General features: G+C 64.0%; 18 protein-coding genes. 6 read left to right on the top strand and 12 right to left on the bottom strand.

Features of this window, described 5'->3' with window-relative positions:
- Window positions 1-40: 40 nt before the first annotated feature.
- Complete coding sequence (gene hpnH, locus C7G41_RS10705) at window positions 41-1,201, bottom strand: adenosyl-hopene transferase HpnH (RefSeq protein ID WP_106942527.1); 1,161 nt, start codon at window positions 1,199-1,201, stop codon at window positions 41-43.
- Between the two features lie 35 nt (window positions 1,202-1,236).
- Window positions 1,237-2,163, bottom strand: coding sequence for a 4-hydroxy-3-methylbut-2-enyl diphosphate reductase (gene ispH / locus C7G41_RS10700; RefSeq protein WP_027516858.1), 927 nt, complete (start codon window positions 2,161-2,163; stop codon window positions 1,237-1,239).
- 460 nt (window positions 2,164-2,623) lie between these two features.
- Here ispH and C7G41_RS10695 point away from each other — a divergent pair, with 460 nt between their 5' ends.
- A complete protein-coding gene (locus C7G41_RS10695) occupies window positions 2,624-5,212 on the top strand; it encodes an MMPL family transporter (protein WP_106942526.1) in 2,589 nt (862 codons plus the stop codon).
- On the opposite strand, the gene C7G41_RS10690 is transcribed toward C7G41_RS10695, so the two are convergent.
- On the bottom strand, window positions 5,180-5,812 hold the full coding sequence (locus tag C7G41_RS10690) for a DUF2147 domain-containing protein (protein ID WP_199198297.1): 633 nt from the start codon (window positions 5,810-5,812) through the stop codon (window positions 5,180-5,182). The two genes, C7G41_RS10695 and C7G41_RS10690, sit on opposite strands and share 33 nt — an antisense overlap.
- A 141-nt stretch (window positions 5,813-5,953) precedes the next feature.
- Between C7G41_RS10690 and hpnO the strand changes: the two genes are divergently transcribed.
- Complete coding sequence (gene hpnO / locus C7G41_RS10685; RefSeq protein ID WP_106942524.1) at window positions 5,954-7,345, top strand: aminobacteriohopanetriol synthase HpnO; 1,392 nt, start codon at window positions 5,954-5,956, stop codon at window positions 7,343-7,345.
- 232 nt (window positions 7,346-7,577) lie between these two features.
- Here the strand turns inward: hpnO and C7G41_RS10680 are convergent, their stop codons facing one another.
- From C7G41_RS10680 to C7G41_RS10655, 6 genes are all read right to left on the bottom strand, one after another.
- Window positions 7,578-8,345, bottom strand: a complete 768-nt coding sequence (locus C7G41_RS10680) for an anti-sigma factor (RefSeq protein ID WP_106942523.1) — start codon at window positions 8,343-8,345, stop codon at window positions 7,578-7,580.
- Window positions 8,342-8,890, bottom strand: coding sequence for a sigma-70 family RNA polymerase sigma factor (locus C7G41_RS10675; RefSeq protein WP_199198296.1), 549 nt, complete (start codon window positions 8,888-8,890; stop codon window positions 8,342-8,344). Before C7G41_RS10675 ends, C7G41_RS10680 begins: the two co-directional genes overlap by 4 nt.
- 142 nt (window positions 8,891-9,032) lie before the next feature.
- Entirely contained in the window at window positions 9,033-9,359 is a 327-nt protein-coding gene (locus C7G41_RS10670; RefSeq protein ID WP_106942522.1) for a cupredoxin family copper-binding protein, read from the bottom strand.
- A 23-nt stretch (window positions 9,360-9,382) separates the two neighbouring features.
- Window positions 9,383-10,327 (bottom strand): metallophosphoesterase, encoded by a 945-nt coding sequence (locus C7G41_RS10665; RefSeq protein ID WP_106942521.1) that lies wholly within the window; start codon window positions 10,325-10,327, stop codon window positions 9,383-9,385.
- A 172-nt stretch (window positions 10,328-10,499) separates the two neighbouring features.
- The gene (locus C7G41_RS10660) at window positions 10,500-11,390 is read right to left on the bottom strand and encodes an alpha/beta fold hydrolase (RefSeq protein WP_106942520.1); all 891 of its coding nucleotides are present in this window, start codon (window positions 11,388-11,390) and stop codon (window positions 10,500-10,502) included.
- Window positions 11,391-11,399: 9 nt separating this feature from the next.
- Entirely contained in the window at window positions 11,400-13,019 is a 1,620-nt protein-coding gene (locus C7G41_RS10655) for a GMC family oxidoreductase (protein ID WP_106942519.1), read from the bottom strand.
- 203 nt (window positions 13,020-13,222) lie between these two features.
- Here C7G41_RS10655 and C7G41_RS10650 point away from each other — a divergent pair, with 203 nt between their 5' ends.
- The gene (locus C7G41_RS10650; protein ID WP_106942518.1) at window positions 13,223-14,395 is read left to right on the top strand and encodes a M20 aminoacylase family protein; all 1,173 of its coding nucleotides are present in this window, start codon (window positions 13,223-13,225) and stop codon (window positions 14,393-14,395) included.
- Window positions 14,396-14,482: 87 nt separating this feature from the next.
- On the opposite strand, the gene C7G41_RS10645 is transcribed toward C7G41_RS10650, so the two are convergent.
- From C7G41_RS10645 to C7G41_RS10635, 3 genes are all read right to left on the bottom strand, one after another.
- A complete protein-coding gene (locus C7G41_RS10645; protein ID WP_106942517.1) occupies window positions 14,483-16,111 on the bottom strand; it encodes an inorganic phosphate transporter in 1,629 nt (542 codons plus the stop codon).
- 98 nt (window positions 16,112-16,209) lie between these two features.
- Entirely contained in the window at window positions 16,210-17,652 is a 1,443-nt protein-coding gene (locus C7G41_RS10640) for a UdgX family uracil-DNA binding protein (RefSeq protein ID WP_106942516.1), read from the bottom strand.
- A complete protein-coding gene (locus C7G41_RS10635; RefSeq protein ID WP_106942515.1) occupies window positions 17,652-18,887 on the bottom strand; it encodes a putative DNA modification/repair radical SAM protein in 1,236 nt (411 codons plus the stop codon). The genes C7G41_RS10640 and C7G41_RS10635 overlap by 1 nt, the downstream gene beginning before the upstream one ends.
- Before the next feature lie 160 nt (window positions 18,888-19,047).
- Here C7G41_RS10635 and C7G41_RS10630 point away from each other — a divergent pair, with 160 nt between their 5' ends.
- From C7G41_RS10630 to C7G41_RS10620, 3 genes are read left to right on the top strand one after another with little or no spacing between them, the layout of a single operon-like run.
- Window positions 19,048-19,836 carry an ImuA family protein gene (locus C7G41_RS10630; RefSeq protein ID WP_106942514.1) on the top strand — a complete coding sequence of 263 codons (789 nt, stop codon included), beginning with the start codon at window positions 19,048-19,050 and terminating at the stop codon, window positions 19,834-19,836.
- On the top strand, window positions 19,733-21,325 hold the full coding sequence (locus tag C7G41_RS10625) for a DNA polymerase Y family protein (RefSeq protein ID WP_199198295.1): 1,593 nt from the start codon (window positions 19,733-19,735) through the stop codon (window positions 21,323-21,325). The genes C7G41_RS10630 and C7G41_RS10625 overlap by 104 nt, the downstream gene beginning before the upstream one ends.
- Window positions 21,322-24,798 carry an error-prone DNA polymerase gene (locus tag C7G41_RS10620; RefSeq protein ID WP_106942513.1) on the top strand — a complete coding sequence of 1,159 codons (3,477 nt, stop codon included), beginning with the start codon at window positions 21,322-21,324 and terminating at the stop codon, window positions 24,796-24,798. The genes C7G41_RS10625 and C7G41_RS10620 overlap by 4 nt, the downstream gene beginning before the upstream one ends.
- Window positions 24,799-24,835 lie beyond the last annotated feature (37 nt).

The following is a 24,835-nucleotide window of genomic DNA, read 5'->3' as shown; positions in this document are numbered from 1 at the left end:
GAATTCGCTTGCGCTCCATCCGAGCTACAGGTCAGTGCGCTTACGCGGCGGTCGAAGCCTTCCGCGCAGCCTTCTCCTGGGCGGCTGCGGCCTCGTCCTTGCGGATCTCCGACAGGCGCTTCTGCACTTCCGCCGAGAAGATGTACTGGGCCGGACGCTGCTTGGTCATGTCGATCTCGGGCGCCATCGGACCCGTGGTCCTGATGCCGCGCAGCGACACCCACATCGCCTTAAGCGGGTTGTTGATGGCTGCGGTCGCCGCCGTGGGCTCGTAGCCGCAATGGGCCATACAGTCCGCGCACTTCTCGTACTTGCCGGTGCCGTAGGTTTCCCAATCGGTGGTGTCCATCAGCTCCTTGAAGGTTTTTGCATAGCCTTCACCGAGCAGATAGCAGGGCTTCTGCCAGCCGAAGATGTTGCGCGCGGGCATGCCCCAGGGCGTGCACTCATATTCCTGGTTGCCGGCGAGGAAGTCGAGGAACAGGCCGGAATGCATGAAATTCCACTTCTTGCCCTTGCCCATCGCAAAGACGTCGCGGAACAGCTTCTTGGTCTTGGTGCGGTTGAGGAAGTGCTCCTGGTCGGGCGCGCGCTCATAGGCATAGCCCGGCGACATCGAGACGCCGACACCGAGCTCTACCGTGAGGTCGAGGAATTTGGCGATCTCCTCTGCCGGGTGGCCGTCGAAGATGGTGGCGTTGACATTGACGGTGAAGCCGCGGGCCTTGGCTGCCTTGATCGCGGAGACGGCGCGGTCGAACACGCCCTTCTGCGACACGGCCTTGTCGTGGTGCTCCTTCAGGCCGTCGAGATGGACGGAGAAGAACAGATAGGGCGACGGCTCGAACAGATCGAGCTTCTTCTCGAGCAACAGCGCGTTGGTGCAGAGCGAGACGAACTTCTTGCGCGCCACGAGGCCGCGCACGATCTCGCCGATCTCCTTGTGGATCAGCGGCTCGCCGCCGGGAATGGCGACCATCGGCGCGCCGCACTCGTCGGCCGCGTCCCAGCACTCCTGCGCGGTCATGCGGCGGTTGAGGATCGCATCCGGATAATCGATCTTGCCGCAGCCGACGCAGGCGAGGTTGCAGCGGAACAGCGGCTCCAGCATCAGCACGAGCGGATAGCGCTTGCGGCCAAGCAGCTTCTGCTTGATCAAATAGCCGCCGATACGCATTTCCTTGAAGAAGGGGATAGCCATTACAAGTTTCTTTCTGGGCTTGAAATTCGGGTGGGTCAGCTCGCAGCCAGTTGGGCCGGAAGCCGGAATTCGATGTTTTCCTCGCGGCCCGGAAGCACCGAGACCTTGACCGGTCCGATCCGCCGCATCGCTTCGATCACGTCATCCACGAGTACCTCGGGCGCCGAAGCGCCGGCCGTGACGCCGACGATTCTGGCATCTTTCAACCACTCCGGATTGAGCGCGCTGCCGTCGGCAATCAGATAACTCGCGACACCGGCCTCAGTGCCGATTTCGCGGAGCCGGTTCGAATTCGAGCTATTGGCAGCGCCCACCACCAAGATCACGTCGACCAGCTTGCTCAAGTCCCTTACCGCAGATTGGCGGTTCTGTGTCGCATAGCAGATATCCCGGATATCCGGGCCTTGAATATCTGTAAAGCGCGCCTGCAGGGCCGAAATGATGTCCTTGGTGTCATCCACAGACAGGGTGGTCTGGGTGATATAGGCCACTGGCGTATCCGCCGGCAGCTCAAGGGCCTTAACCTCTTCAACGCTTTGGACCAACAGTACGGGGGCGGGAACCTGGCCCATCGTACCCTCGACCTCCGGGTGGCCGGCATGGCCGATCAGGATCAGGGTGCGGCCCCTGGCGATGTAGCGCTTCCCCTGATTGTGAACTTTCGTGACCAGCGGGCAGGTGGCATTGAGCACCGGAAGGTCGCGCGCGGCCGCCTCTTCCTCGACGCTGCGGGCGACGCCGTGAGCGCTGAAGACCGTCACAGCCTTCGGTGGCACCTCCGACAGTTCCTCGACGAAGATCGCGCCTTTGTTCTTCAGGCTCTCGACGACGTACTTGTTGTGCACGATCTCATGGCGCACGTAGACGGGCGGGCCGTACTTCTCCAGCGCCCGCTCCACGATCTCGATCGCACGCACCACCCCCGCGCAAAAGCCGCGCGGTTGCGCCAGATAAACTTCCATTGGACGCCCATCACGCAAGTTGCACCAATCCGCTCTCAAGTCTCAGGGGACACCCCGACACGAAGCTGAGTTGCAATATCCGCACCATCAGTTTCGCGCACGCGGTAGCCGCCCACCCCTATCCGGCCTCCGGTGCATGGAGGCGCAGCACTTTGTGTCAAAAAATCGGCAGCAAGGAAAGGTGGAATGAACTTTGGTTCCCAGCTGGATCAATTTTGCGGTATTATAGTAGAGGATGATTGGTCAGCAAAACGGTGACATCGGTGTTTGCCCCTTCGTCACTTTCCCGCCTCATCTCCCCGGCTATACCGACCGTCCCGCATGATTTTGCCACGGTCTGTCGCCGTTTACCTCCAGCCTTCTGGCGGCGATAACCCTCAAAACAGCAATAGGTTTCGGCCGGGAACTCCGTTAAACAGCGGGCGTTTCCGGCAAGCTGTTAACCGCAGAAAGAAAAGTAGTGCTGCAAAGCGTAGTCGTTGCCATCGTCAGGGCCTGCACCCGGTTTGCCCCCCTCGTCGTCGCTCTCGGGCTCCTGCTGGCGGTGGGGGCGGGCTATTACACGTCCCAGCACTTTGCCATCAACACCGACATCAATTCGCTGATTGCTCAAAATCTGGACTGGCGCCAACGCGACCAGCAGTTCGATCGCGCCTTCGACCGCGATGCCACGATTACGGCGGTGGTCGAAGCCAAGACGCCGGAGATGGCGACCGCAGCGTCGGACGCGCTCTATGCCAAGCTGAAGGACAACAAGACCGACTTCCAGTCGACGCAGCAGCTCGGCACCGGCGAGTTCTTCGAAAGGAATGGCCTGTTGTTCCTGCCGACAGAGGAAGTCGGCAAGGTCACCAGCCAGTTCGAATCCGCCGCGCCCCTGATCGAGATCATGGCGGGCGATCCCTCGATCCGCGGCCTGACCGGCGCGCTGGAAACGGGACTTGCCGGCGTCAAGCGCGGCCAGGTCAAGCTCGACAACACCGAACGGCCCTTCAACCAGATCGCGCAAACGGTCGAGACCGTGCTCAACAAGGGCAATGCGACCTTCTCCTGGCGCGAGCTCGTCAGTGACGAGCCGCTGACGGATTCGGACAAGCGCGCCTTCATCGAGTTCAAGCCAGTCCTCGACTACAACGCGCTGGAGCCCGGCAAGGGCGCCACCGACGCGATCCGCAAGGCCGCAGCCGATCTGGATTTTGCCACCAAATACCAGGCGCGGGTCCGGCTCACCGGACCGGTCCCGATCGCCAACGAGGAATATGCAACCGTCCAGGAAGGTGCCGTCGTCAACGGCATCGGCACGGTCCTCGTCGTGCTGCTCATCCTGTGGCTGGCGCTGCATTCGGCGAAGATCATCTTCGCGGTGTTCGTCAATCTCTTCGTCGGTCTTGCGCTGACCACCGCCGCCGGCCTGATGATGGTGGGCTCGCTCAATTTGCTGTCGATCGCGTTCGCCGTGCTGTTCGTCGGCCTCGGCGTCGATTTCGGCATTCAGTACAGCGTCCGCTATCGCTCCGAGCGCTACAAGCACAACGATCTCTCGGGTGCGCTGATCCTGGCTGCCAAGCGCTCGGCAATTCCGTTGTCGCTGGCGGCCATGGCGACCGCGGCCGGCTTCCTCTGCTTCATCCCCACCGACTACAAGGGTATCGCCGAACTCGGCCAGATCGCCGGCGTCGGCATGCTGGTCGCGTTCCTCACCAGCATCACCGTGCTGCCGGCGATGCTGAAGCTGTTGAACCCGCCCGGCGAGAAGGAGCCGGTCGGCTACGCCTTCCTGGCGCCGCTCGATCACTTCCTGGAGAAGCACCGCGTGCTGGTCGTCGGTGGCACGATGTTTCTGGCAGTCGCCGGCCTGCCGCTGCTCTATTTCATGAAGTTCGACTTCAACCCGATGAACCTGCGCAACCCGAAGGCAGAGTCGATCGCGACCTTCCTCGATTTGCGCAAGGATCCCAACACGGGTGCCAATGCCATCAACGTGATGACCACGTCGGAAGAGCAGGCAAGGCAGGTGGAGGCGAAGCTGGAGAAGGTGCCGGAGGTGTTGCGCGTGATGTCGCTCAACAGCTTCGTTCCTGAAGACCAGCCGCCGAAGCTGAAGCTGCTCGCGCAGGGCGCCAAGGTCCTGAACCCCGCGCTCAATCCCGACCAGATCGACGCCGCGCCGTCGGACAAGGAAAACGTCGATGCGCTGAAATCCTCGGTCGACAATCTGCGCCGGACTGCAGGCGATGCCAAGGGCCCGGGTGCGGTCGCCTCGCGTCGGCTCGCGGACGCACTGGACAAACTCGCCAATGGCGACGAGGCCACGCGGAACAAGGCGCAGGACGTGTTCGTCTCGCCGATGAAGATCGTGTTCGACCAGCTCCGGAACGCGATGCAGGCCGAGCCGGTCACCCTGAAGTCATTGCCGGCGGATCTCGTCAGCGCCTGGAAGAGCAAGGACGGCATCATCCGCGTCGAGGCGCTGCCGAAGGGCGATCCCAACGACAACGACACGCTGCGCAAATTTGCGGCGGCGGTGCTCGTTGCCGAGCCGACCGCGATCGGCGGCCCGGTCTCGATCCTGAAGTCGGGCGACACCGTGGTGAAGGCGTTCATCCATGCCGGTATCTATGCGCTGCTGGTGATCGGCTTGTTGCTGTGGGTCACGCTGCGCAGGTTCGTCGACGTGCTGATGACGTTGGTGCCGCTGCTGGTGGCCGGCGCGGTGACGCTCGAGATCTGCGTGCTGATCGGCTTGCCGCTCAACTTCGCCAATATCGTCGCGTTCCCGCTGCTGCTCGGCGTCGGCGTGGCCTTCAAGATCTACTATGTCGTGGCTTGGCGCTCGGGCAGGACAAACCTGCTCCAGACCAGCCTGACGCGTGCGATCTTTTTCAGCGCGCTGACAACGGCGACCGCGTTCGGCAGCCTTTGGCTGTCGAGCCATCCCGGCACGTCCAGCATGGGCAAGCTGCTCGCGCTGTCGCTGGTGACAACGCTCGCTGCCGTGCTGCTGTTTCAGCCCGCCCTAATGGGCAAACCCCGCAATCTCAGGGAGTAGGCAGATGTCGCCGACCTGGTCGGCGGCACCCTTCTGACCGGGTTTGGCCGTGCCGGCGGCCTTCGGGGCTGCGGGTGCAGGCTGCGCCGCTGTAGCGCCCGTCGTTCCCGGGGCTTTCGGCGCCGCGCCGGTGAGCTTCGGCGCGCCCTTGGCCATGGCGTTGGCGGGGCTCAAGGGAATCGGGGGGCTGACCCGGGTCCAGGTCTCGCCGCCGCACAGGAAGCCCATCACGCAGCCCTTGATTTCGAGCTGGTCGGTGCCAACCGGCGTGATGGTCGCGCTGTAGAGCTGGCCGTCCTTGGCGTTGTAGACCTGACCTTCCCACTGATCGGCGCCAGGCTTTTTCTTCATGTCGATCAGGGTCGCCATGCCAAGCGTGGGCCGGGTCTTTTTCGATGCGTCCGGATTGTTCTCGTCGCGGCCGCCGGGCTGTTTTTCCCAGGAAACCGCGCCCCACATGCTGCCATTGCATTGGGCGACACGAATGTTGGCAACGCCGTCGGCGACCCGCCAGTCGCCGGTCGGATCGGCGGCGAGCGCCGGGGTCAGGCAGGTGTAACCGCCAGCCAGTATTAGTCCGGTGTAAAGGGCTAAACGCATGATAGTTCCTTGGCAGTGCAACATGGTCTAAAGCTCTGCTTGCGAAGATGGTCCGAAAAAGGGCAAAAGGCCGCACAGACCGTTTTTGGCAACGGTCCGTTTTCAGTTGACGAGACGGCCCTCAACCGAAGTATGTAGCGGATGCACAGCCCAAATCCAGACATGTCTCAGCTGTTCGCGGACCGCCAGGCCCAGCGCAGCGTCCTGCATAATCGGCATCTGAACGAGCAATTCGTTCGGGTTCTGAAGACCATCGGCTACGATGTCGGCTTCCAGAAGGGGCAGGGACAGTACCTCTACGACCGCGACGGGGCGCGCTATCTCGACCTCTTGTCCGGTTTTGGCGTGTTTGCGATCGGACGCAATCATCCCGTCATGCGCGAGGCGCTTAAAAGCGTGCTCGATGCCGACCTGCCCAACCTCGTCCAGTTCGACGTCTCGGTGCTTGCCGGCGTCCTCGCCGAGCGGCTTTTGAAATACGTTCCCTATCTCGACAAGGCATTCTTCGCCAATTCCGGCGCCGAATGCGTCGAAGCCGCGATCAAGTTCGCCCGCGGCGCCACCGGCCGTCCGGGCATCGTCTATTGTGCCCACGGCTATCACGGCCTGACCTATGGCGCGCTGTCGCTGACCGGTGATTCGAACTTCCGCACCGGCTTTGAGCCGCTGCTGCCGGGCTGCACCTCGATCCCGTTCAACGATCTCGCGGCGCTCGAAAAGGCGCTGGCCTCGCGCGAGGTAGCCGCCTTCGTCGTCGAGCCGATCCAGGGCAAGGGCGTCAACATGCCCACCGACGAGTTCCTGCCTGGTGCGGCGGCGCTCTGCAAGAAATACGGCACGCTGTTCGTCGCCGACGAGATCCAGACCGGCATGGGCCGCACCGGCCGCTTCCTCGCGGTCGAGCACTGGAACGTCGAGCCCGACATGGTGCTGCTGTCGAAGTCGTTGTCCGGCGGCCACGTGCCGGTCGGCGCGGTGCTGACGCGTAAGAGCATCTTCGACAAGATCTTCAACCAGATGGATCGTGCGGTCGTGCACGGCTCAACCTTCTCCAAGAACGACCTGGCGATGGCCGCGGGCATCGCCACGCTCGACATCATGGAGTCCGAGAAGCTCATCGAGTCCGCCGCCAAGCGCGGTGCCGAGCTGCGCCTCGCGCTCACGCGCATGGTGCCCGGCTACGAGCTGTTGAAGGAAGTCCGCGGCAAGGGCCTGATGATCGGCGTCGAGTTCGGCCCGCCGAAATCGCTGCGACTGCGGGCGTCCTGGAACGTGCTGGAGGCGGCCAACAAGGGCCTGTTCTGCCAGCTCATCACCGTGCCGCTGTTCAAGGACCACAAGATCCTCACGCAAGTCGCCGGCCATGGTAGCCACACCATCAAGCTTCTGCCGCCGCTCACCATCACCGAGGAAGATTGCGGCTGGATCGAGCGCGCCTTCGACGACGTCATCGCCGGCAGCCACAAGGTCCCCGGCGCGATCTGGTCGCTCGGCAAGACGCTGGTGGACAACGCGGTGCGGCGGTCGGCGTAACCTCAGGCCGAATGCGCGGTCTGCCGCGCGAGACTGGCGTGCCGCTCCAATGCTTCCAAGCCCTCGGTGTCGTCCTGGCAAAAGCCAGGACCCACGCCGCGTGATTTATCAATAGACCTCGGGGCCAGTACCACGTGCATACTTTGCCCAGTGGTAATGGGTCCTGGCTTTCGCCAGGACGACTAAGTGGAGGCACTTCGGTCTATCAACATCGTGGTGCGATGTTGCGCCACTACCCCTCCACATTCGTCTTAATCGCCGCCTCGAACTTGTCGACGAACTCGGCGAGCTCGTCTGCGCCGAGATCGCTGACGGCCCAGAAGTTCAGGCCGCGATTGCCCCAGCGCCGGCAGTTGAAGCCCTGCATGGTTTCGGTCCTGGGCGCGCGGTATTCCGCGTTCGATGTCTGCGACACGAACAGATTGACCACGTGCTGCCGGCGCTTGTAGACGACGGCACCGATGGCACGTGCGTCGATATAATCGAGCCTGCCGCCGACCAGCGTAAAACCTTGTGCGGTGAGGTCGATCACGGGCGGGGCGACGTCGAGCTTGCCGTTGAACCACGGCTTCACCGTGTGCTGGTCGGTCGAGACCACGTCGATGAGGTGGCCGGCCTGGAGCGAGCGCAGATGCGCGGAGACGACCTCCGACAGGATACGCTGCTGGTCGTCCTGGCGCAGCACCAATGCGACGACGCCGGAGGCGGCGAGCGCGGAGACTGCCGAGCCCATCGCAAAGCCGCGCAGCACGGAGCGGCGGCTCGGCTGCTGACGCTGCGGCTGCGGCAGCGAGGCCTCGATACGCGCACGCAGGCTCGCCGGTGCGGTGTAGCGCAAATCGGCGTCCGCGAGCACGCGCTGCATGTCGCGTTGGGCCGAAAGCTCCGCAGCGCAGGCCGGGCAGCTGGCGATATGGGCTTCGACCTCGCGCGCATGGCCGGCATCGAGCTCGTTGTCGAGCAGCGCGTGAAGCAGGATCCTTGCTTCGTCGCAGGTCATCTTGCTTGCTCCTCATCCGCCGTCCAGGCCGCGCGCAGCATGGCGCGGGCGCGGGCGAGGCGGGACATCACGGTGCCGACGGGCGCGCCGACGGCCTCGGCGATTTCACGATAGGACAGGTTGTTGATCTCGCGCAGCACGAATGTCTCCTTGAACGGCTCGGCGAGCGCGTCGATCAGCTTGCGGATCGCGCCCGCATCGCGGCTGCGCAGCACTTCGGTTTCGGGGCTGGCCTCCGTCTCCTGCCAGATCGGCGTCTGCTCGGCAGCGCCGGGCGTATCCTCGATCGCGCTGTGCCTGTGGGCGCGGCGTGCATATTCGGCATTGCAGACGTTACGCAGGATCGCGAACAGCCAGGGCTTTATCGCCGGCCCGCGATAGCTGTCGAAATGCTTCAGAGCGCGCAGATAGCACTCCTGCACCGCGTCCTCGGCATCGGAGGCATCGCGCAAGAGATAGCGCGCGAGCGTGTAGACGTCGTCGAGATAGGGCAGCGCCGCCTCGCGGAAGCGTTGCGCCTTCTGCAAATCGTCGTTGGCGGGCATCGCTCCTCGCTTTGCCTCTTGTTCTGCGCGTTGCTTCGTCTCGTCCCTGTTCGTTTCGTCCCTGTGCGTGGCGGAAGGCACATGAGCCCGGCCGGCGTGGGACCACCGGCCGGGCAAGACGTTGATGCCTTGGTTCGAGATGTTACTCAACCTTGATCATCCCCGTCATGTGCGGGTGCAGAGAACAAAAATATTTGTAGTCGCCCGCATTGGTGAAGGTGAACGAGAACTTGTCGTCGGTGTCCAGGGTCTTGGACCTGAACTTGCCGGCCGACACCACGGTGTGGGGGATGTCGTCCCGGTTGGTCCAGGTTACGGTGGTGCCGACCTTGATCTTGAGCTCGGCCGGCTGGAAGACGAAATTGTCGATATGTATTTCCATGTTGTCGTCGGCACGGACGGTTGTGATGGGCAGCAGGACGGCCGCGGCCACAGCGACACCGAAGTCGCGGCGATTGAGAGTCTTCATTGTCAGCTTCCGTTAGCCCTGCATCAACCCTGGAGCGGCGTGTCGATGATCGCGAGCCGCTGCTCGTTCTGCTTGAAGTTGATGCTGGCAACACCGAGCATCGCGCGGAGCTTTGCGTCCTCGACCTTCATCGGTCCAGGCGAGGGGGCAGCTCCCGGCGCCGGCTGCGGGAAGGCAGTGGAGCGCGCGGTGTGGAAGGTGACGTTGCCCTCGACCTTCTGCATCACCTGGTGAATGTGGCCGTTCAGCACGGTAACCGAACCAAAGCCTTTCACCTGGTCCAGCGCGCGGGCGCCGTCCTCAGTGCCCCAGCCCCATTCTGGATAAACGGTCCAGAGCGGGATGTGGGCGAACAGCACGATCGGCGTCGATTTCGACTTGCCGCGCAGATCATCCTCGAGCCAGGCGAGCTGTTCGGCACCGAGATTGCCGAGGCCTCCGGCCTTGAGGTCGACGACATTGACGAGGCCGATGAAGTGCACGCCGCCGGCGTCGAACGAGTACCAGCCCGCGCCCTTGGTGCCGCGGCCGTAGCGCTCGCGATAGAACTTCACGTCCTCGTCGAGGAAGTCATGCTCGCCGGGCACGTAATGCACGTCGAGCTTGCTCTGCGAGATGATGCGATCGGCGTTGTCGAATTCGGCGGCCTTGGAGAGATGCGTGATGTCGCCAGTGTGGATCATGAACGACGGCTTGACCGGCATCGCGTTGATCTTGTTGACGGCTTCCTCCAGCGTGCCGAGCGCGTTGGGATTGGCCGGCTTGTCGAAGCCGACATGGCTGTCGCTGATCTGGAGGAAGGTCATTCCGGGCGCTGCCGCGGTCGCAGCCTGCGCGGAATCGATGATGCCGAGCGAGCGCGGGACGCCACCGGTGATGGTCCAGAGCACCCCGGTGCCGGCCCAGGTCATGCATTCCAACACCTTGCGGCGGCTTAAGCCGTCCTCGCCGTGATCATGTCCGCTCATCGCGCGTCTCCTCTGGCCCGGAATTGGGCTTCGGGGAGGTGATTGGGGGAGGGAGGGACTTATTCCCGGCTGCGATGACGTTTTCGTGAGGGCGTTGTAGCCCGCATGGAGCGCAGCGGAATGCGGGATTCCCGGCGCGATAGGCCCCGGATTGCGCTTCGGTCCATCCGGGCTACGGACCCGAACGCGTGAATTCCCGCACGGCCTCGACCACGCGCGCCGGCACTTCCTGCGCCACGCAGTGCCCGGCGTGCTCGAAGACCAGCGTGCTGACGAGCGGAATCAGCGACACGGCGCGCGACGCCATCTCCTTGTAGATCGGTCCCGACTTCGCGGCGGTCGTGACACGCACCGGGCAGTCGATCGCGGCGAGCGAGGTAAATGGATTGCCGCGCGCATCGCCAACGTAAACCTGCTCCATCGCCTCATAGATCGGACGCAGAATCGCGTACTCGATCTCGGGCGTGCAGCAGAGCCGCACGCGGCCATCGTCGAGCGACACGAAGCCGTGCTGGACATAGGCCCGGAGCGACGTCTCGGTCCAATCGGCAAATGTTGGCGCCACGCGGTAGCGCTCGAACACGGAGTCGGCACTCTCGAACTCGACCCGGCGGCGCAGCGTGCCACGCACGCGCGCAAGGGACTCTTCGTTCAATCCTCCGGAGCGCGCCGCGCGCGGATCCATCACGGTCGGCTCCATCACGAACAGGCGCGTGAAGCGTCCGGGCAATAGTTTCGCCGCGAGCAGAAGATCGGTCGCACCTGCGCTGTGGCCGATCCCGTAGACGTTGCGCAAATCGAGTGCATCGATCACCCGGCAAACATCCTCGGAAAAATCAAGGAAATGATAGGCTGCGGGCTTGTGGCTGGCGCCATGGCCGCGACGATCGAGCGCATAGACGGTGTAGGTCGATGCAAGCTCGCGCGCGACCTCGTCCCAGACATCGGCGACGAAGCCGGTGCCGTGAAGCAGAAGCGCAGGCGTCTTTCCGCTCTCGCCCCATTGCAACATGGCGATCTGCGCATCAGCGGGGCCGATCGAAAAGCGGCGCGGATCAATCATCGTGGGGCGTTACTTGCCATCTTCCAAAATCATCGTTGCGCCCTTCTCGGCGATCATCGCCGTCGGCGTGTTGGTGTTGCCCGACGTGATGGTCGGCATGATCGAGGCATCGACAATGCGAAGTCCGTCGAGACCGTAGAAGCGCAGGCGTTCGTCGACCACCGCCATCGGATCGCTCACCGCGCCCATCTTCGCGGTGCCGACGGGATGGAAGATGGTGGTGCCGATGTCGCCGGCGGCCTTCGCGAGCGAGGCATCGTCGTCGCCAACGGTAAGGCCGGGCAGATATTCGCTCGGGTGATATTTTGCCAGCGCCTTTTGCTGCATCAGGCGACGGGTGGTGCGGATGGCATCGGCGCCGACCTGACGGTCGTCATCCGTTGAAAGATAATTCGGCGCGATGATCGGCTTCTCGTCCGGCGTCGCCGAACGTAGACGTACGGTGCCGCGGGAGGTCGGCTGGAGATTGCAGGCGCTCACCGTGATCGCGGGGAAGCGGTGCAGGGGATCGCCGAACTTGTCGAGCGACAGCGGCTGCACGTGGAACTGGATGTTGGCGCGTGCGCGCGTCGCATCGGAGCGGGTGAAGATGCCGAGCTGCGACGGCGCCATGGTCAGCGGGCCGCGGCGGCGGAACGCGTAGTCGAGGCCCATCAGGCCGCGGCGGAGCAGGTTGTAATAGGTCTCGTTCAGGGTGCGCACGCCCTCGACCTTGTAGATCGCGCGCTGCTGGAGATGATCCTGCAGATTGCGGCCGACGCCGGGCTTGTCCATCACGATGTCGATGCCGAGCGGCGACAGCCAGTCGGCAGGTCCGATGCCGGAACGATGCAGCACCTGCACTGAGCCGATCGCGCCTGCCGAGAGGATCACCTCGCGTTTCGCACGCGCCTCGATGACCTCGCCATTCTGGATGAAGCGCACGCCGACGGCGCGGCCCTGCTCGATGATCAGACGGTCGACCAGCACGTGCTTCTCGAGCCGCAGGTTCGGGCGGTTCAGCGCCGGCTTGAGGAAACCGCGCGCCGACGACCAGCGCCGGCCGCGCTTTTGGTTGACGTGGAAATAGCTGGTGCCCTCGTTGTCGCCGGTGTTGAAATCCGGGATGCGCTTGATGCCCATCTCCTCGGCCGCATCGCCGACGGCGTCGAGAACGTCCCAGGACAGCCGCGGCGCCTCGATGCGCCAGCCGCCCCCGGCGCCGTGATGCTCGCTCGCGCCGAGGAAATGATCCTCGAGCCGTTTGAACAGCGGCAACACGTCGTCATAACCCCAGCCGGTCATGCCGAGCTGGCGCCAATGATCGTAGTCCGCTGCCTGTCCACGCATCGAGATCATGGCGTTGATCGCCGAAGAGCCGCCGATCACCTTGCCACGGGGATAGGCGAGCGAGCGGCCGTTCAGCCCGGGCTCGGCCTCGGTCCTGAACATCCAGTCTGAGCGCGGATTGCCGATGGCGAAGAGATAGCCGACGGGAATGTGGAACCAGATCCAGTTGTCGTCGCCGCCGGCTTCGAGGACGAGGACGCGATTGCCGGAATCGGCCGACAGACGGTTGGCGACGATGCAGCCCGCCGTGCCGGCCCCGACGACGATATAGTCAAACTCACCTTCGAGCCGCCTTGGCATTCTCTGCTTCCACCCAACAGGCGTCATGCCCGGGCTTGTCCCGGGCATCCACGCGCTTTCCGTTCTAAGTGTCAGACGTGGATGGCCGGGACAAGCCCGGCCATGACGAGAGGACAGAGCTACCCCAGACCCCCGGCAGTTGGGTGGACTGGTGCTTGCATGGTAGACAGGCCTACATTTTCAACAAAGCTTGAGACCCCTCCATGCCCATCGTGAACCGCGTCGCCGACCTTCAACCCGATATTCAGGCTTGGCGCCGGGACATCCACCAGCATCCGGAGCTGCTCTACGACGTCCACCGCACCGCAGCATTCGTCGCGGACCGCCTGCGCGAATTCGGCTGCGATGAGGTCGTGACGGGCATCGGCCAGACCGGCGTGGTCGGTGTGATCAAGGGCAGCAAGGCGGCCGGCGAAGGCCTCAAGGCCATCGGCCTGCGTGCCGACATGGATGCGCTGCCGGTCGAGGAACAGACCAACCTGCCTTACGCTTCGAAGACTCCCGGCAAGATGCACGCCTGCGGCCATGACGGCCACACCGCGATGCTGCTCGGTGCTGCGCGGTATCTCGCCGAGACCCGCAACTTCGCCGGCGATGCGGTGGTGATCTTCCAGCCTGCCGAGGAAGGTGGCGCCGGCGGCCTGGCCATGGTCAAGGACGGAATGATGGAGCGCTTCGGCATCGAGCAGGTCTACGGCATGCACAACGGTCCGGGCATTCCAGTGGGCTCGTTCGCGATCCGCCCGGGTCCGATCATGGCGGCGACAGACGAGGTCGACATCATGATCGAGGGCCTCGGCGGCCATGCCGCGCGGCCGCACAAATGTGTCGATTCCGTTCTGGTCGGCGCACAGGTGATCACGGCGCTGCAGTCGATCGTCGCGCGCAGCGTCGATCCGCTGGAATCCGCCGTGATCTCGATCTGCGAGTTCCACGCGGGCAATGCCCGTAACGTCATTCCGCAAACCGCGACGCTGAGGGGCACCATCCGCACGCTGTCGCCGGAGGTGCGCAAGCTGGTGGAGAAGCGCGTGCACGAGGTTGTGGCGGGCGTGGCGCAGATCACCGGCGCCAAGATCGACCTGCACTACAAGCGGAATTATCCCGTGGTGAACAATCACGCCGCAGAAACCGAGATCGCGCGGCGCATCGCGGGGCAAGTCGCGGGCGAGGCCAACGTGCTCGAGATGTCGCCGCTGATGGGCGGCGAGGATTTCGCCTATATGCTGGAAGCGCGCCCCGGCGCCTTCATCTTCTGTGGTAACGGCGACAGCGCCGGCCTGCATCACCCCGCCTACAATTTCGACGACGAGGCGATCGTTTACGGAACGTCGTACTGGGTCAAGCTGGTCGAGGAATCGCTCGCGGCAGCGTAAGGTCAAGTGTAAGGCCAAGCCGAAGGCACAAATGGAAAGGGCCCGTGCATCGCACGGGCCCTTTGTCTTGGAGTGAGGCGATCGGCTTCAGAAGATCCGCGAGAAGATCACGTACAGCGTGCCCGACAACAGGATGGCGACGGGCAAGGTCAGCACCCAGGCCATCACCATGTTCCTGATGGTGGCGACCTGGAGACCCGAGCCGTTCGCAGCCATGGTGCCGGCGACGCCGGACGACAGCACGTGGGTGGTCGAGACCGGCAGGCCGAACACGTCGGCGGCGCCGATCGTGGCGGCGGCGACGAGCTCGGCGGAAGCACCCTGCGCGTAGGTCAGATGGGTCTTGCCGATCTTCTCGCCGACGGTGACGACGATGCGCTTCCAGCCGATCATGGTGCCGAGGCCGAGCGCGATGGCGACCGCGACCTTTACCCAGGTCGGGATGAACTTGGTCGCGCTGTCGAGTCCGCCCTTATAGGCGTTCAAGGTCGCGACCTCTTCCTTGCTGAGGTCGTTTTCCTTGTCCTTCATCAGGAAGCGGATCGCTTCCGAGGTCAGGTACATGTCGTTGCGGGTGTTGCCGACGACTTCCGCCGGCACCTTGTTGAGCGAACCGTATTTCGCGACCTGATCGCCGACATCCTTCACCAGCACCGACAGCGAGGGATAGGTGCCTTCGCTGATGTGGTGCGAGGTGATGTACTGCGTCACCGCAGGACGGGGATCGCCGATGATCGCATGGCCGGCGCCCTTGGCGGCAACCACCTTGGAGGCGGCTTCCGAAACCTTCTGGAACTGGGCGACCTGGCTCTCGGGCAGCGCGCGGTTCAGCGCATAGGCGGTCGGCACGGTGCCGATCAGGATCAGCATGATCAGGCCCATGCCCTTCTGGCCGTCGTTCGAACCATGGGCGAAGCTGACGCCGGTGCAGGTCAGGATCAGCAGGCCGCGGATCCAGATCGGCGGCGCTTTGTTGCCCTCAGGGGCGGCATAGAGCGCCGGGTTCTTGATGATCAGCTTGAGCAGCAGCAGCAGGCCGGCGGCGCAGATGAAGCCGACCAGCGGCGACAGCAGAAGCGCATAGCCGATCTCCGTGGCCTTGCCCCAGTCCACGCCCGATGTGCCGTCGCGGCCGCGCATCAGCGCGTTGGCGACGCCGACGCCGATGATCGAGCCGATCAGCGTGTGCGAGGAGGAGGCCGGCAGGCCGAAATACCAGGTGCCGAGGTTCCAAAGGATCGCGGCGATCAGTAGCGCGAACACCATCGCGAAACCGGCGCTGGAGCCGACCTGGAGGATCAGCTCCACCGGCAGCAGCGAGACGATGCCGAAAGCCACGGCGCCGGAGGACATGAGCACGCCGAGAAAGTTGAAGAAGCCCGACCACATCACCGCGACTTCGGCCGGCAGCGAGTGGGTGTAGATCACGGTCGCAACCGCGTTGGCGGTGTCGTGGAAGCCGTTGACGAATTCGAAGCCGAGCGCGATCAGCAGGGCGACGAACAGGAGGATGAAGGGCAGGTAGCTCGTGACCCTGGCGCCGGTCGCGTCGACGTCGGCATAGATGCTGTAGGCCACATAGAGCAGGCCCGCGGCGAGGATGCCGAAGAACAGGATCATCGTCAGCGGATTGAAGCCCTTGTCGAGATTTGGCCGCGAGGCCGGCTGGATCGGCGCGGGATCGGCTACCGCGCGGTCGAATGCAACATCGGTCATGTCTGGACGCCCCTTAACTTTCTGTAAGGGCTATTGTCTCCGATGGATTTGAAGGCTGGATGACAACCGAGGCTTGAAAGTCGTTTTCCCGCCTGTATTTAGGCGGCGCGCGCCGCTTTCTTCTGCAGACTGGCGACGATTTTCAAGTCTTCGACAAAGCGCTGATATTCCAAGACCTTGGCTTCCGGATCGGGCAGCCGCAGCAGATAAGACGGGTGCACCGTCACCAGCGCCTTGTGACCGTCGGGAAGGTCGATCAGCCGGCCGCGGGTTTTGCCGATCGGGGTGATCTTGCCGAACACGCTCTGCGCGGCGGTCGCGCCCATCGCGACGATGAGATCGGGCTGGATGACGGAGACTTCCCGCTCATACCACTGCCGGCAGGCCTTTATCTCCGGCGTATTCGGCTTCTGATGCAGGCGGATCTTGCCGCGCGGCACGAATTTGAAGTGTTTCACCGCGTTGGTGACATAGACCTTCTTGCGATCGACGCCCGCTTCCGCCAATGCGCGGTCGAGCATCTGGCCGGCCGGACCCACGAAGGGATGGCCGGCGAGGTCTTCCTTGTCGCCGGGCTGTTCGCCGACCAGCATGATATTGGCGGACTTGGGGCCTTCGCCGAACACGGTCTGGGTGGCGTCCTTGTAGAGATGGCAGGCGCGGCAGTGGGCGGCCTCCTCGCGGAGCGCTTCGAGATCATCGGCAGCGGTCTTGCGTTTCATCGGAGCTTCCGGCCGCCTTTGAGGCTTGTGCGGATCGGTTGCGGCATTGGCGATCATGGCGCCGGTCATGCGCTCGGCGTCCTCGATCAAGGGCTTAATGATCGAAGCCTCGGGCAGGTTCCTCCAATATTTCTTCGGCATCTCCGTTTGCATCGCCTTCACCTTCAGGCGGGCCGGATTGAAGATGCTGGCATAGTAGCGCCGCCAGGTTTCCTCCAGCCGGTCTTCGCTCGGCGCCTCGCTCTTGCTGACGCCTGATGTGAACGAAAGCGCGTGGCCATCCCAGTGCGCGCACAAATCGGGCGTCAGGATCGACCAGGGCATGTCGGCAAAGCGCTTGGCGAAGAACGGCGCGGCGAGCTCGACGATATGATGCTCCGGCTCGAACCACGCAACGTAGTGTGCTTCACGTTCCCTGCCGATCTCGCGGAAGCGCACGAAGGCATGCATCTTGTGCTCGTCGCGGTAGACCGTCCTTGCCATGGCCGTGACTTGCGCGACATCGGGATCGGTCGCGACCTCGATGAGGTCGTGATTGTCCTTCAGCCGAAACAGCAGGCGATAGAGGATCGCGAAACGCTCGGGATCGCGATGCAGGATCGCGGCCTTGGCGAGCTCGACGAATTTTGCAGGCACGTTGAAGGTGCCATCGCCAGCCGCCGGCAGCGGAGACGGCGAGGGCGGCGCGAACAGCTCCGCTTCGCCGCCCTGTACGGCCCAGGTGATGTCGGCCGGATTCACCTGGTGAAGCACGAGGCTACGCGCGGCTTTACGCCAGCCGTCGAAATCGGTTTCGTTCTCGAGGGTGATGTACTGCATCAGAAGCCAAATCCCAGTTGTGTTGCCTTCGGCTTGAACCGTTCGATCAGCCGTGCCTCGTCGAGGCGATGCGGCGTGGGCCGGTGATCGCTGAGGACGATGAACGGCAGCGCCTTGTTGCGGGGCACGTGCAGCCGCGCGAGATCGGCGACGCGGATGGTGGTCGAGCGGCGCGCCGCGATGATGCGCTCGACCGCCTTGGTGCCGAAGCCTGGCACGCGCAACAATTCCTCGCGGCTGGCACGGTTGACGTCGAGCGGGAAGCGGTCGCGGTGGCGCAGCGCCCAGGCGAGTTTTGGATCGATGTCGAGCGGCAGCATCGCGCTGTCGTCGACGATCTCGCCGACGTCGAAGCCGTAGAACCGCATCAGCCAGTCGGCCTGGTAGAGTCGGTGCTCGCGCAGCAAGGGCGGCGCGCGCAGAGGCAGCGCGCGGCTGGCATCGGGGATCGGGCTGAACGCGGAATAATAGACGCGCCTCAGCCGGTATGAACCGTAGAGATTGGCGCTGGTGTGGAGGATGGTGTGGTCGGAGGCCGCGTCGGCGCCGACGATCATCTGCGTGCTCTGGCCGGCCGGCGCGAAGCGCTGCGGCTTGGCTTTCGTCTTCGCGCTGCGGCTTTCCTCGGCCTCGTCCAGCTTCAGCCGCAGCCGGCCCATGGTGCGGCGGATCGCGCGCACGTCTTTCTCGGGCGCGAATTGCTGCAGGCTCGTCTCTTGCGGCATCTCGATGTTGATGGAGAGGCGGTCGGCATATTTGCCGGCCTCGGAGATCAATGCATCGTCGGCCTCGGGGATCGTCTTGAGATGGATGTAGCCGCGGAAGTGATGCTCCTCGCGCAGTTTGCGCGCGACGCTCACCACCTGCTCCATGGTGTAGTCGGGGTTGCGGATGATGCCGGAGGAGAGAAACAGCCCTTCGATGTAATTGCGCCGGTAGAAGTCGAGCGTCAGCTTGACCACTTCGTCGACGGTGAAGCGGGCACGCGGCACGTTGGAGGAGGCGCGGTTGACGCAATAGAGGCAGTCGTAATTGCAGGCGTTGGTCAGCAGCACCTTGAGCAGCGAGATGCAGCGGCCGTCCGGCGCGTAGGAATGGCAGATGCCCATGCCGGGCGCGGTCGAGCCCATGCCCTTGCCGTCGCTGGAATCCCGCCGCTCGGTGCCGCTGGAGGCGCAGGACGCGTCATACTTGGCGGCATCCGCCAGGATTTCCAGCTTGCGTTGCACGTCCATATTGGAATCCCTTTGATTCAGCTTATGAATCCCAAGGTCCGCCAATTCGATTGACTCCCGGGGCATCGTTAGCTTTATATTAGAACATATCATGAACAAATGAGCTAGCCGCTGGTTCTCTTTTTGAGCCACTGGCGATCACCCTTGAGGAGCGGCGTATATGAGCGGCGCACGAACAAGCGCGCTTGCAGCCTTGCGCGGCCAGATCGAGCGCATCGAGACGGCGGAGGTCGTGCATCATCGCGACCGTGTCGCGCTCGGCCACCGCGAGGCCGACAGCGCGCTGAAGGGCGGGCTCGCGCGCGCGGCAATCCACGAGGTGTTTTGCGAGGGACGTCAGGGCGCGGCCGCGACGGGCTTTGTCACGGGACTTGCGGGGCGCATGACGGCGCGCAAACCGCTGCTGTGGGTGCGGCAGGATTTTTCAGAGATTGAAACCGGCGCGCTGTCGATGAGCGGGCTCGCCGAGATCGGTCTCGATCCGCGCCGCATGGTGATGGTGCGCGCCGCCGACGTGGAGAGCGCGCTGCGCACGTCGGCCGATGCGCTCGCCTGCGACGCGCTGGGCGCCGTCGTGCTGGAGCTCTGGGGTGAGACGAGGCAGTTCGATCTCGTGGCGAGCCGCAAGCTGACGCTGGCTGCGCAGTCTTCCGGTGTCACCGGCTTGCTGCTGCGGATGGCGGCGCAACCTTTGCCCTCAACCGCCGAGACCAGATGGATGCTTCGCGCGGCGCATTCGCCGCCGGGCGCGATGTGGAGCGCCTGGGGGGCGCCGCGCTTCGATGCCGAGCTCCTGCGCAATCGTCATGGCCCGTGCGGCAGGTGGATCATGGAATGGAAATGTGATGAGTGCCAGTTCTCTGAATCGTCGGCGTATCCTCAGCCTGTGGCTGCCGCGACTGCCCATCGACCGGATCCAGCGGTTCTTTGGCAACGTCGGACTGCATAAAGACAATGAGCCCAGCATCGTCGTTGCCAAGGACAGCAACGCGCTGGTGATCCATGCGCTGGACGAGGCGGCCGAGCGCCTCGGTCTGCATATCGGCCAGCCTCTGGCCAATGCCCGGGCGATGTGTCCGAATCTCAAGGTGTTCGACGCCGATGCCGTGGCCGATGCGAAGACGATCGGCGACATCGCCGACTGGTGCGACCGCTTCACGCCGCTGGTGGCGCTCGATCCGCCGCACGGGCTGTTCCTCGACATCACCGGCTGCGCGCATCTGTTCGGCGGCGAGGCTGCGCTGTTGCAAACCCTTGTCCGTGCCCTCGATCGCCAGGGCTTTGCCGTCAGCGCGGCGATCGCCGGCACCTCGGTCTGCGCGCGCACGCTGACGCGGCAATCATCAGGGACCATCGTTGCCGATGGCGGGGAGGCGGCGGCAATCAGCCGGTTTCCGGTGTCCGCGCTTGGTGCGGGTGAGACCATCAGCACCGGTCTGCGCCGCGCCGGCTTGAAGACCATCGGCGATGTCGCCTCGCGAACGCCGAGCGAAATCACGGCGCGGTTCGGCGCACGGTTCTCCACGCTGCTCGCGCATGCGCTGGGGCAGGGCGATGCGCCGATCAATCCACGTAAGCCGCTGCCCGATTACATCGTAGAGAAACGCTTTGCCGAGCCGATCGCGACCGACACCATGATCGCGATGACGCTGTCGCGGTTGGCGGACACGCTGATCGCGTCGATGGAGAAGCAGGGCAAGGGCGCGCGCCGGCTCGAGGCTACCTTCTTCCGGACCGACGGCGCGGTGCGTGCGATCATGGTCGAGACCGGACGTCCCGTGACGCGGAGCGCGGTCGTCGACCGGCTATTCCGCGAGCGCCTCGATGCACTCGCCGATCCCCTCGATCCCGGCTTCGGCTTCGACATGGTGCGGCTGTCGGCAAGCCGCACCGAGATCGTGGTGCAGGAGCAGCGCGATCTTGACGCCCATGTCCACGACAATGACGAGCTTGCCGCGCTGATCGACCGCATCGCCGCGCGCATCGGCGGAAAGCGCGTCGTCGTGCATCTGCCTGAGGATACCCATATCCCCGAATGTGCGGTGCTGGCCGCGCCGGCGCAGCATCATCTCGCCGTGGCCATGCAGGCCGAATGGCCGGCGCGCACCGAGACTGAGCCGCCATTGCGTCCCTTGCGGCTGTTCGACAAGCCTGAGCCGATCAATGTGCCGTTCGCGACCGTGCCGGACGGCCCGCCGCATCAATTCACCTGGCGTCGCGCGCAGCATGCGGTGGTGCGGGTGGAAGGCCCCGAGCGCATCGCCATGGAATGGTGGCGGCAGGACGGCAAGCAACTGACGCGGGACTATTTCCGTATCGAGGATGCCGAGGGCCTGCGCTTCTGGATCTTTCGCGACGGTCTTTACGAGGGGGAGTGCTTCGACGGCGACGGCAAGCCCGCTCCTCCCGGTTGGTATGTGCACGGTCTCTTCGCATGAACACGCCCGCTTATGCCGAGATCGGCATCACCACGAATTTCTCCTTCCTGCGCGGCGGCTCGGATCCGCGCGCCTATGTGCACCAAGCCAGCATCCTCGGCATTCCTGCGATCGGCATCGCCGACCACAACACGCTCGCCGGTGTGGTGCGCGCCTACAAGGAGCTCGACAATGACGAGGTGCTGCACAAGCCGAAGCTTTTGATCGGCACGCGCATCGTCTTCATCGATGGGACGCCCGATATTCTGGTCTATCCGCGCGACCGCGCCGCCTATGGCCGGCTGTGCCAGCTTCTCACCAGGGGCAAGCGCGGCGACGACATCACACGGATCGCGAAGGGCGAGTGCCATCTCACCTTCGCCGATCTCCTTGCGTTTTCGGAAGGCCAGCTCCTGATCCTGACGCTGCCGCATCGCTTCGATGCGGCGCAAGCGCAGGACCTTCTCGCCAAGCTGAAGGCAAGTCGCGCCGAGGGCGTGTGGCTGGCGGCGAGCCTGGTCTATCGCGGCGACGACCGCCGTCGCCTCGCGCAGCTCGATGATCTCGCCGCAAAAGCAAAAGTGCCGCTGCTCGCGACCAACGAGGTGCTCTATCACCATCCCGCGCGCCGTCCCCTCCAGGACGTGCTGACCTGCATCCGGGAAAAGACCACGATCGAGGCGGTCGGCCGGAAGCTGGAAGCCAATGCAGAGCGGTTTCTGAAGACGCCCAGGGAGATGGCGCGGCTGTTCCGCGATTTCCCCGAGGCGATCGCGGAGACCATGCGCTTTGCGGACCAGATCACCTTCTCGCTCGACCAGCTCAAATACCAGTATCCGGACGAACCGGTACCGCGGGGCAAGACCGCGCAAGGGCATCTGGAGGATCTGACCTGGGCCGGCGTCGACAAATATTTCGATGGCAGGATCGACGACAAGCTGCGCGCCACCCTGAAGAAAGAACTCGCGCTGATCGCCGAGCTGAAATACGCGCATTACTTTCTTACCGTACACGACATCGTGCATTACGCCCGCAGCCAGAACATTCTGTGCCAGGGGCGTGGATCGGCGGCAAATTCGGCGGTCTGCTACGTGCTCGGCATCACCTCGGTCGACCCGACCAAGGTCGATCTGCTGTTCGAGCGCTTCATCTCCAAGGAACGGCTGGAGCCGCCCGACATCGACGTCGATTTCGAGCATTCGCGGCGCGAGGAGGTGATGCAATATGTCTATCGCCGTTACGGCCGCCACCGCGCCGCGATCATCGCCACCGTCATTCATTATCGCCCGCGCAGCGCCATCCGCGACGTCGGCAAGGCGCTGGGCCTGACCGAGGACGTCACCGCCGCACTCGCCGACACCGTCTGGGGCAGCTGGGGCAAGGGTCTCAACGACATGCAGGTCAGGCAGGCCGGCCTCGATCCGCAAAATTCCATGATCAACCTCGCGGTCGAGCTCGCGACCGAGCTGATCGAATTTCCGCGTCATCTGTCCCAGCATGTCGGCGGCTATGTGCTCACGCAGGACCGGCTCGATACCTATGTGCCGATCGGCAATGCCGCGATGGACGATCGCACCTTCATCGAATGGGACAAGGACGATGTCGACGCGCTCAGCATGATGAAGGTCGACGTGCTCGCGCTGGGCATGCTGACCTGCATCCGCAAGTGCTTTGATCTGATCGAACAGCACAAGGGCGAACGCTGGATGCTGGCGAGCGTCCCGCAGGATGATTCCAAAGTCTACGACATGCTGTGTGACGGGGAGTCGCTCGGTGTATTCCAGGTCGAGAGCCGTGCGCAGATGAACATGCTGCCGCGCCTGAGGCCACGGACCTTCTACGATCTCGTGATCGAGGTCGCGATCGTGCGGCCGGGGCCGATCCAGGGCGACATGGTGCATCCCTATTTGCGGCGGCGGAACGGCTTGGAAAAAGTGAACTATCCATCGCCGTCACCGGAGCATGGCGACAAGGACGAGCTTTACAGAGTGCTGCACAAGACCCTCGGCGTGCCCTTGTTCCAGGAGCAGGCGATGCGGATCGCGATCGAGGCCGCGAAGTTCACGCCCGAGGAGGCCAACGGCCTCCGCCGGGCGATGGCAACGTTCCGCAACGTCGGCACCATCGGCAAGTTCGAAGACAAGATGATCGGCAACATGATCGCGCGCGGCTATGCGCCGGATTTTGCCAGAAACTGTTTCGAACAGATCAAGGGTTTTGGCAGTTACGGCTTTCCGGAGAGTCATGCCGCAAGCTTCGCGCAGCTTGTCTATATCTCCTCATGGCTGAAGCATTATCACCCTGATGCATTCTGCTGCGGCCTCCTGAACTCGCAGCCGATGGGCTTTTACGCCCCGGCGCAGATCGTCAGCGACGCCCGCAAGAACGGCGTCGAGGTGCGCGATATCGACGTGTCCCACAGCTTTGCGCAGAACACGCTGGAAGAAGGAAGTGGCAAATATTGCGCCGTGCGTCTGGGCTTCCGCCAGATCGACGGTTTTCATTGGCTCGATGAGGATGAGGAGCGCTTGAAACATCTCCAATCGTCATTCCCAATGGCGCAATTGCGCAATGGAGGCGCGCCGCTTGGCGCGAGCCCGGAATCCATCAGGCCGCACGCGCCTGGAGGCATGGATTCCGGGTTCGACGCTCATGCGTCGCCCCGGAATGACAAGGCGAAAGACTGGGCCGACCGCATCGTCGCCGCGCGCAACCGCCGGCCCTTCACCTCGCTGGAAGACTTCGCCCGCGACACCGGACTGCCCAAGCGCGCGTTGATCCTGCTCGCCGATGCCGACGCCTTCCGCTCGTTCGGGCTCGACCGCCGCGAGGCGCTGTGGCAGGTGCGGCGCCTGCCCGACGACGTGCCGCTGCCGCTGTTCGAGGTGGCCACCGCACGCGAGCAGCCGGACGAGTACGCCAGGCCGTTGCCGGTGATGCCGCGGGCCGAACAGGTGGTCGCGGACTACCAGACCATTCGCCTTTCGCTCAAAGGCCATCCGATGGAATTTTTGCGCGAGATGTTTACGCGCGAGCGCATCGTGGCCTGCAAGGACATCAATCATGACAACGAGCGGCGCCGTGTCCGCTGTGCCGGCGTCGTGCTGGTACGGCAGCGGCCAGGCAGCGCCAGCGGCGTCGTGTTCATGACACTGGAGGACGAAACCGGCATCGCCAATGTCGTGGTGTGGCCGAAGATCATGGAGCAGTACCGCAAGGAGGTGATGGGCGCGCGCCTCATCCTGGTCGAGGGCTACATCCAGAGCAGCCCCGAAAAGGTGACGCACCTCATTGCCCAGCGCATGATCGACCGCTCGCACGATCTGGTCAGCCTCGCCAATGACGCCCTCGGCCGCAAGCATCCGGTGCCGGCAGGTGCCACCGTGGTCGAGCCGCTCAACGACGATCCCCGCGCCCACACCGATGCGCCCGCGCAAAAACTTCGCCATCCCCGCAACGTCCGCATCCTGCCGCCGTCACGGGATTTCCATTGAGGAATGTAGCGCTCTCTGCTGCCCCACCGTCATTGCG

The organism is Bradyrhizobium sp. MOS002 (assembly GCF_003020115.1).
Lineage (GTDB): Bacteria > Pseudomonadota > Alphaproteobacteria > Rhizobiales > Xanthobacteraceae > Bradyrhizobium.
The sequence above is the reverse complement of the archived record's forward strand: the minus strand, read 5'-3'. Positions and strand labels throughout refer to the sequence as shown.

What these genes read in the sequence shown, in the direction of transcription:
- hpnH (WP_106942527.1), bottom strand. Translation starts at nt 1,201, where the DNA reads ATGGCTATCCCCTTCTTCAAGGAAATGCGTATCGGCGGCTATTTGATC.
- ispH (WP_027516858.1), bottom strand. Translation starts at nt 2,163, where the DNA reads ATGGAAGTTTATCTGGCGCAACCGCGCGGCTTTTGCGCGGGGGTGGTG.
- C7G41_RS10690 (WP_199198297.1), bottom strand. Translation starts at nt 5,812, where the DNA reads ATGCGTTTAGCCCTTTACACCGGACTAATACTGGCTGGCGGTTACACC.
- hpnO (WP_106942524.1), top strand. Translation starts at nt 5,954, where the DNA reads ATGCACAGCCCAAATCCAGACATGTCTCAGCTGTTCGCGGACCGCCAG.
- C7G41_RS10680 (WP_106942523.1), bottom strand. Translation starts at nt 8,345, where the DNA reads ATGACCTGCGACGAAGCAAGGATCCTGCTTCACGCGCTGCTCGACAAC.
- C7G41_RS10675 (WP_199198296.1), bottom strand. Translation starts at nt 8,890, where the DNA reads ATGCCCGCCAACGACGATTTGCAGAAGGCGCAACGCTTCCGCGAGGCG.
- C7G41_RS10670 (WP_106942522.1), bottom strand. Translation starts at nt 9,359, where the DNA reads ATGAAGACTCTCAATCGCCGCGACTTCGGTGTCGCTGTGGCCGCGGCC.
- C7G41_RS10665 (WP_106942521.1), bottom strand. Translation starts at nt 10,327, where the DNA reads ATGAGCGGACATGATCACGGCGAGGACGGCTTAAGCCGCCGCAAGGTG.
- C7G41_RS10660 (WP_106942520.1), bottom strand. Translation starts at nt 11,390, where the DNA reads ATGATTGATCCGCGCCGCTTTTCGATCGGCCCCGCTGATGCGCAGATC.
- C7G41_RS10655 (WP_106942519.1), bottom strand. Translation starts at nt 13,019, where the DNA reads ATGCCAAGGCGGCTCGAAGGTGAGTTTGACTATATCGTCGTCGGGGCC.
- C7G41_RS10650 (WP_106942518.1), top strand. Translation starts at nt 13,223, where the DNA reads ATGCCCATCGTGAACCGCGTCGCCGACCTTCAACCCGATATTCAGGCT.
- C7G41_RS10645 (WP_106942517.1), bottom strand. Translation starts at nt 16,111, where the DNA reads ATGACCGATGTTGCATTCGACCGCGCGGTAGCCGATCCCGCGCCGATC.
- C7G41_RS10640 (WP_106942516.1), bottom strand. Translation starts at nt 17,652, where the DNA reads ATGCAGTACATCACCCTCGAGAACGAAACCGATTTCGACGGCTGGCGT.
- C7G41_RS10635 (WP_106942515.1), bottom strand. Translation starts at nt 18,887, where the DNA reads ATGGACGTGCAACGCAAGCTGGAAATCCTGGCGGATGCCGCCAAGTAT.
- C7G41_RS10630 (WP_106942514.1), top strand. Translation starts at nt 19,048, where the DNA reads ATGAGCGGCGCACGAACAAGCGCGCTTGCAGCCTTGCGCGGCCAGATC.
- C7G41_RS10625 (WP_199198295.1), top strand. Translation starts at nt 19,733, where the DNA reads ATGAGTGCCAGTTCTCTGAATCGTCGGCGTATCCTCAGCCTGTGGCTG.
- C7G41_RS10620 (WP_106942513.1), top strand. Translation starts at nt 21,322, where the DNA reads ATGAACACGCCCGCTTATGCCGAGATCGGCATCACCACGAATTTCTCC.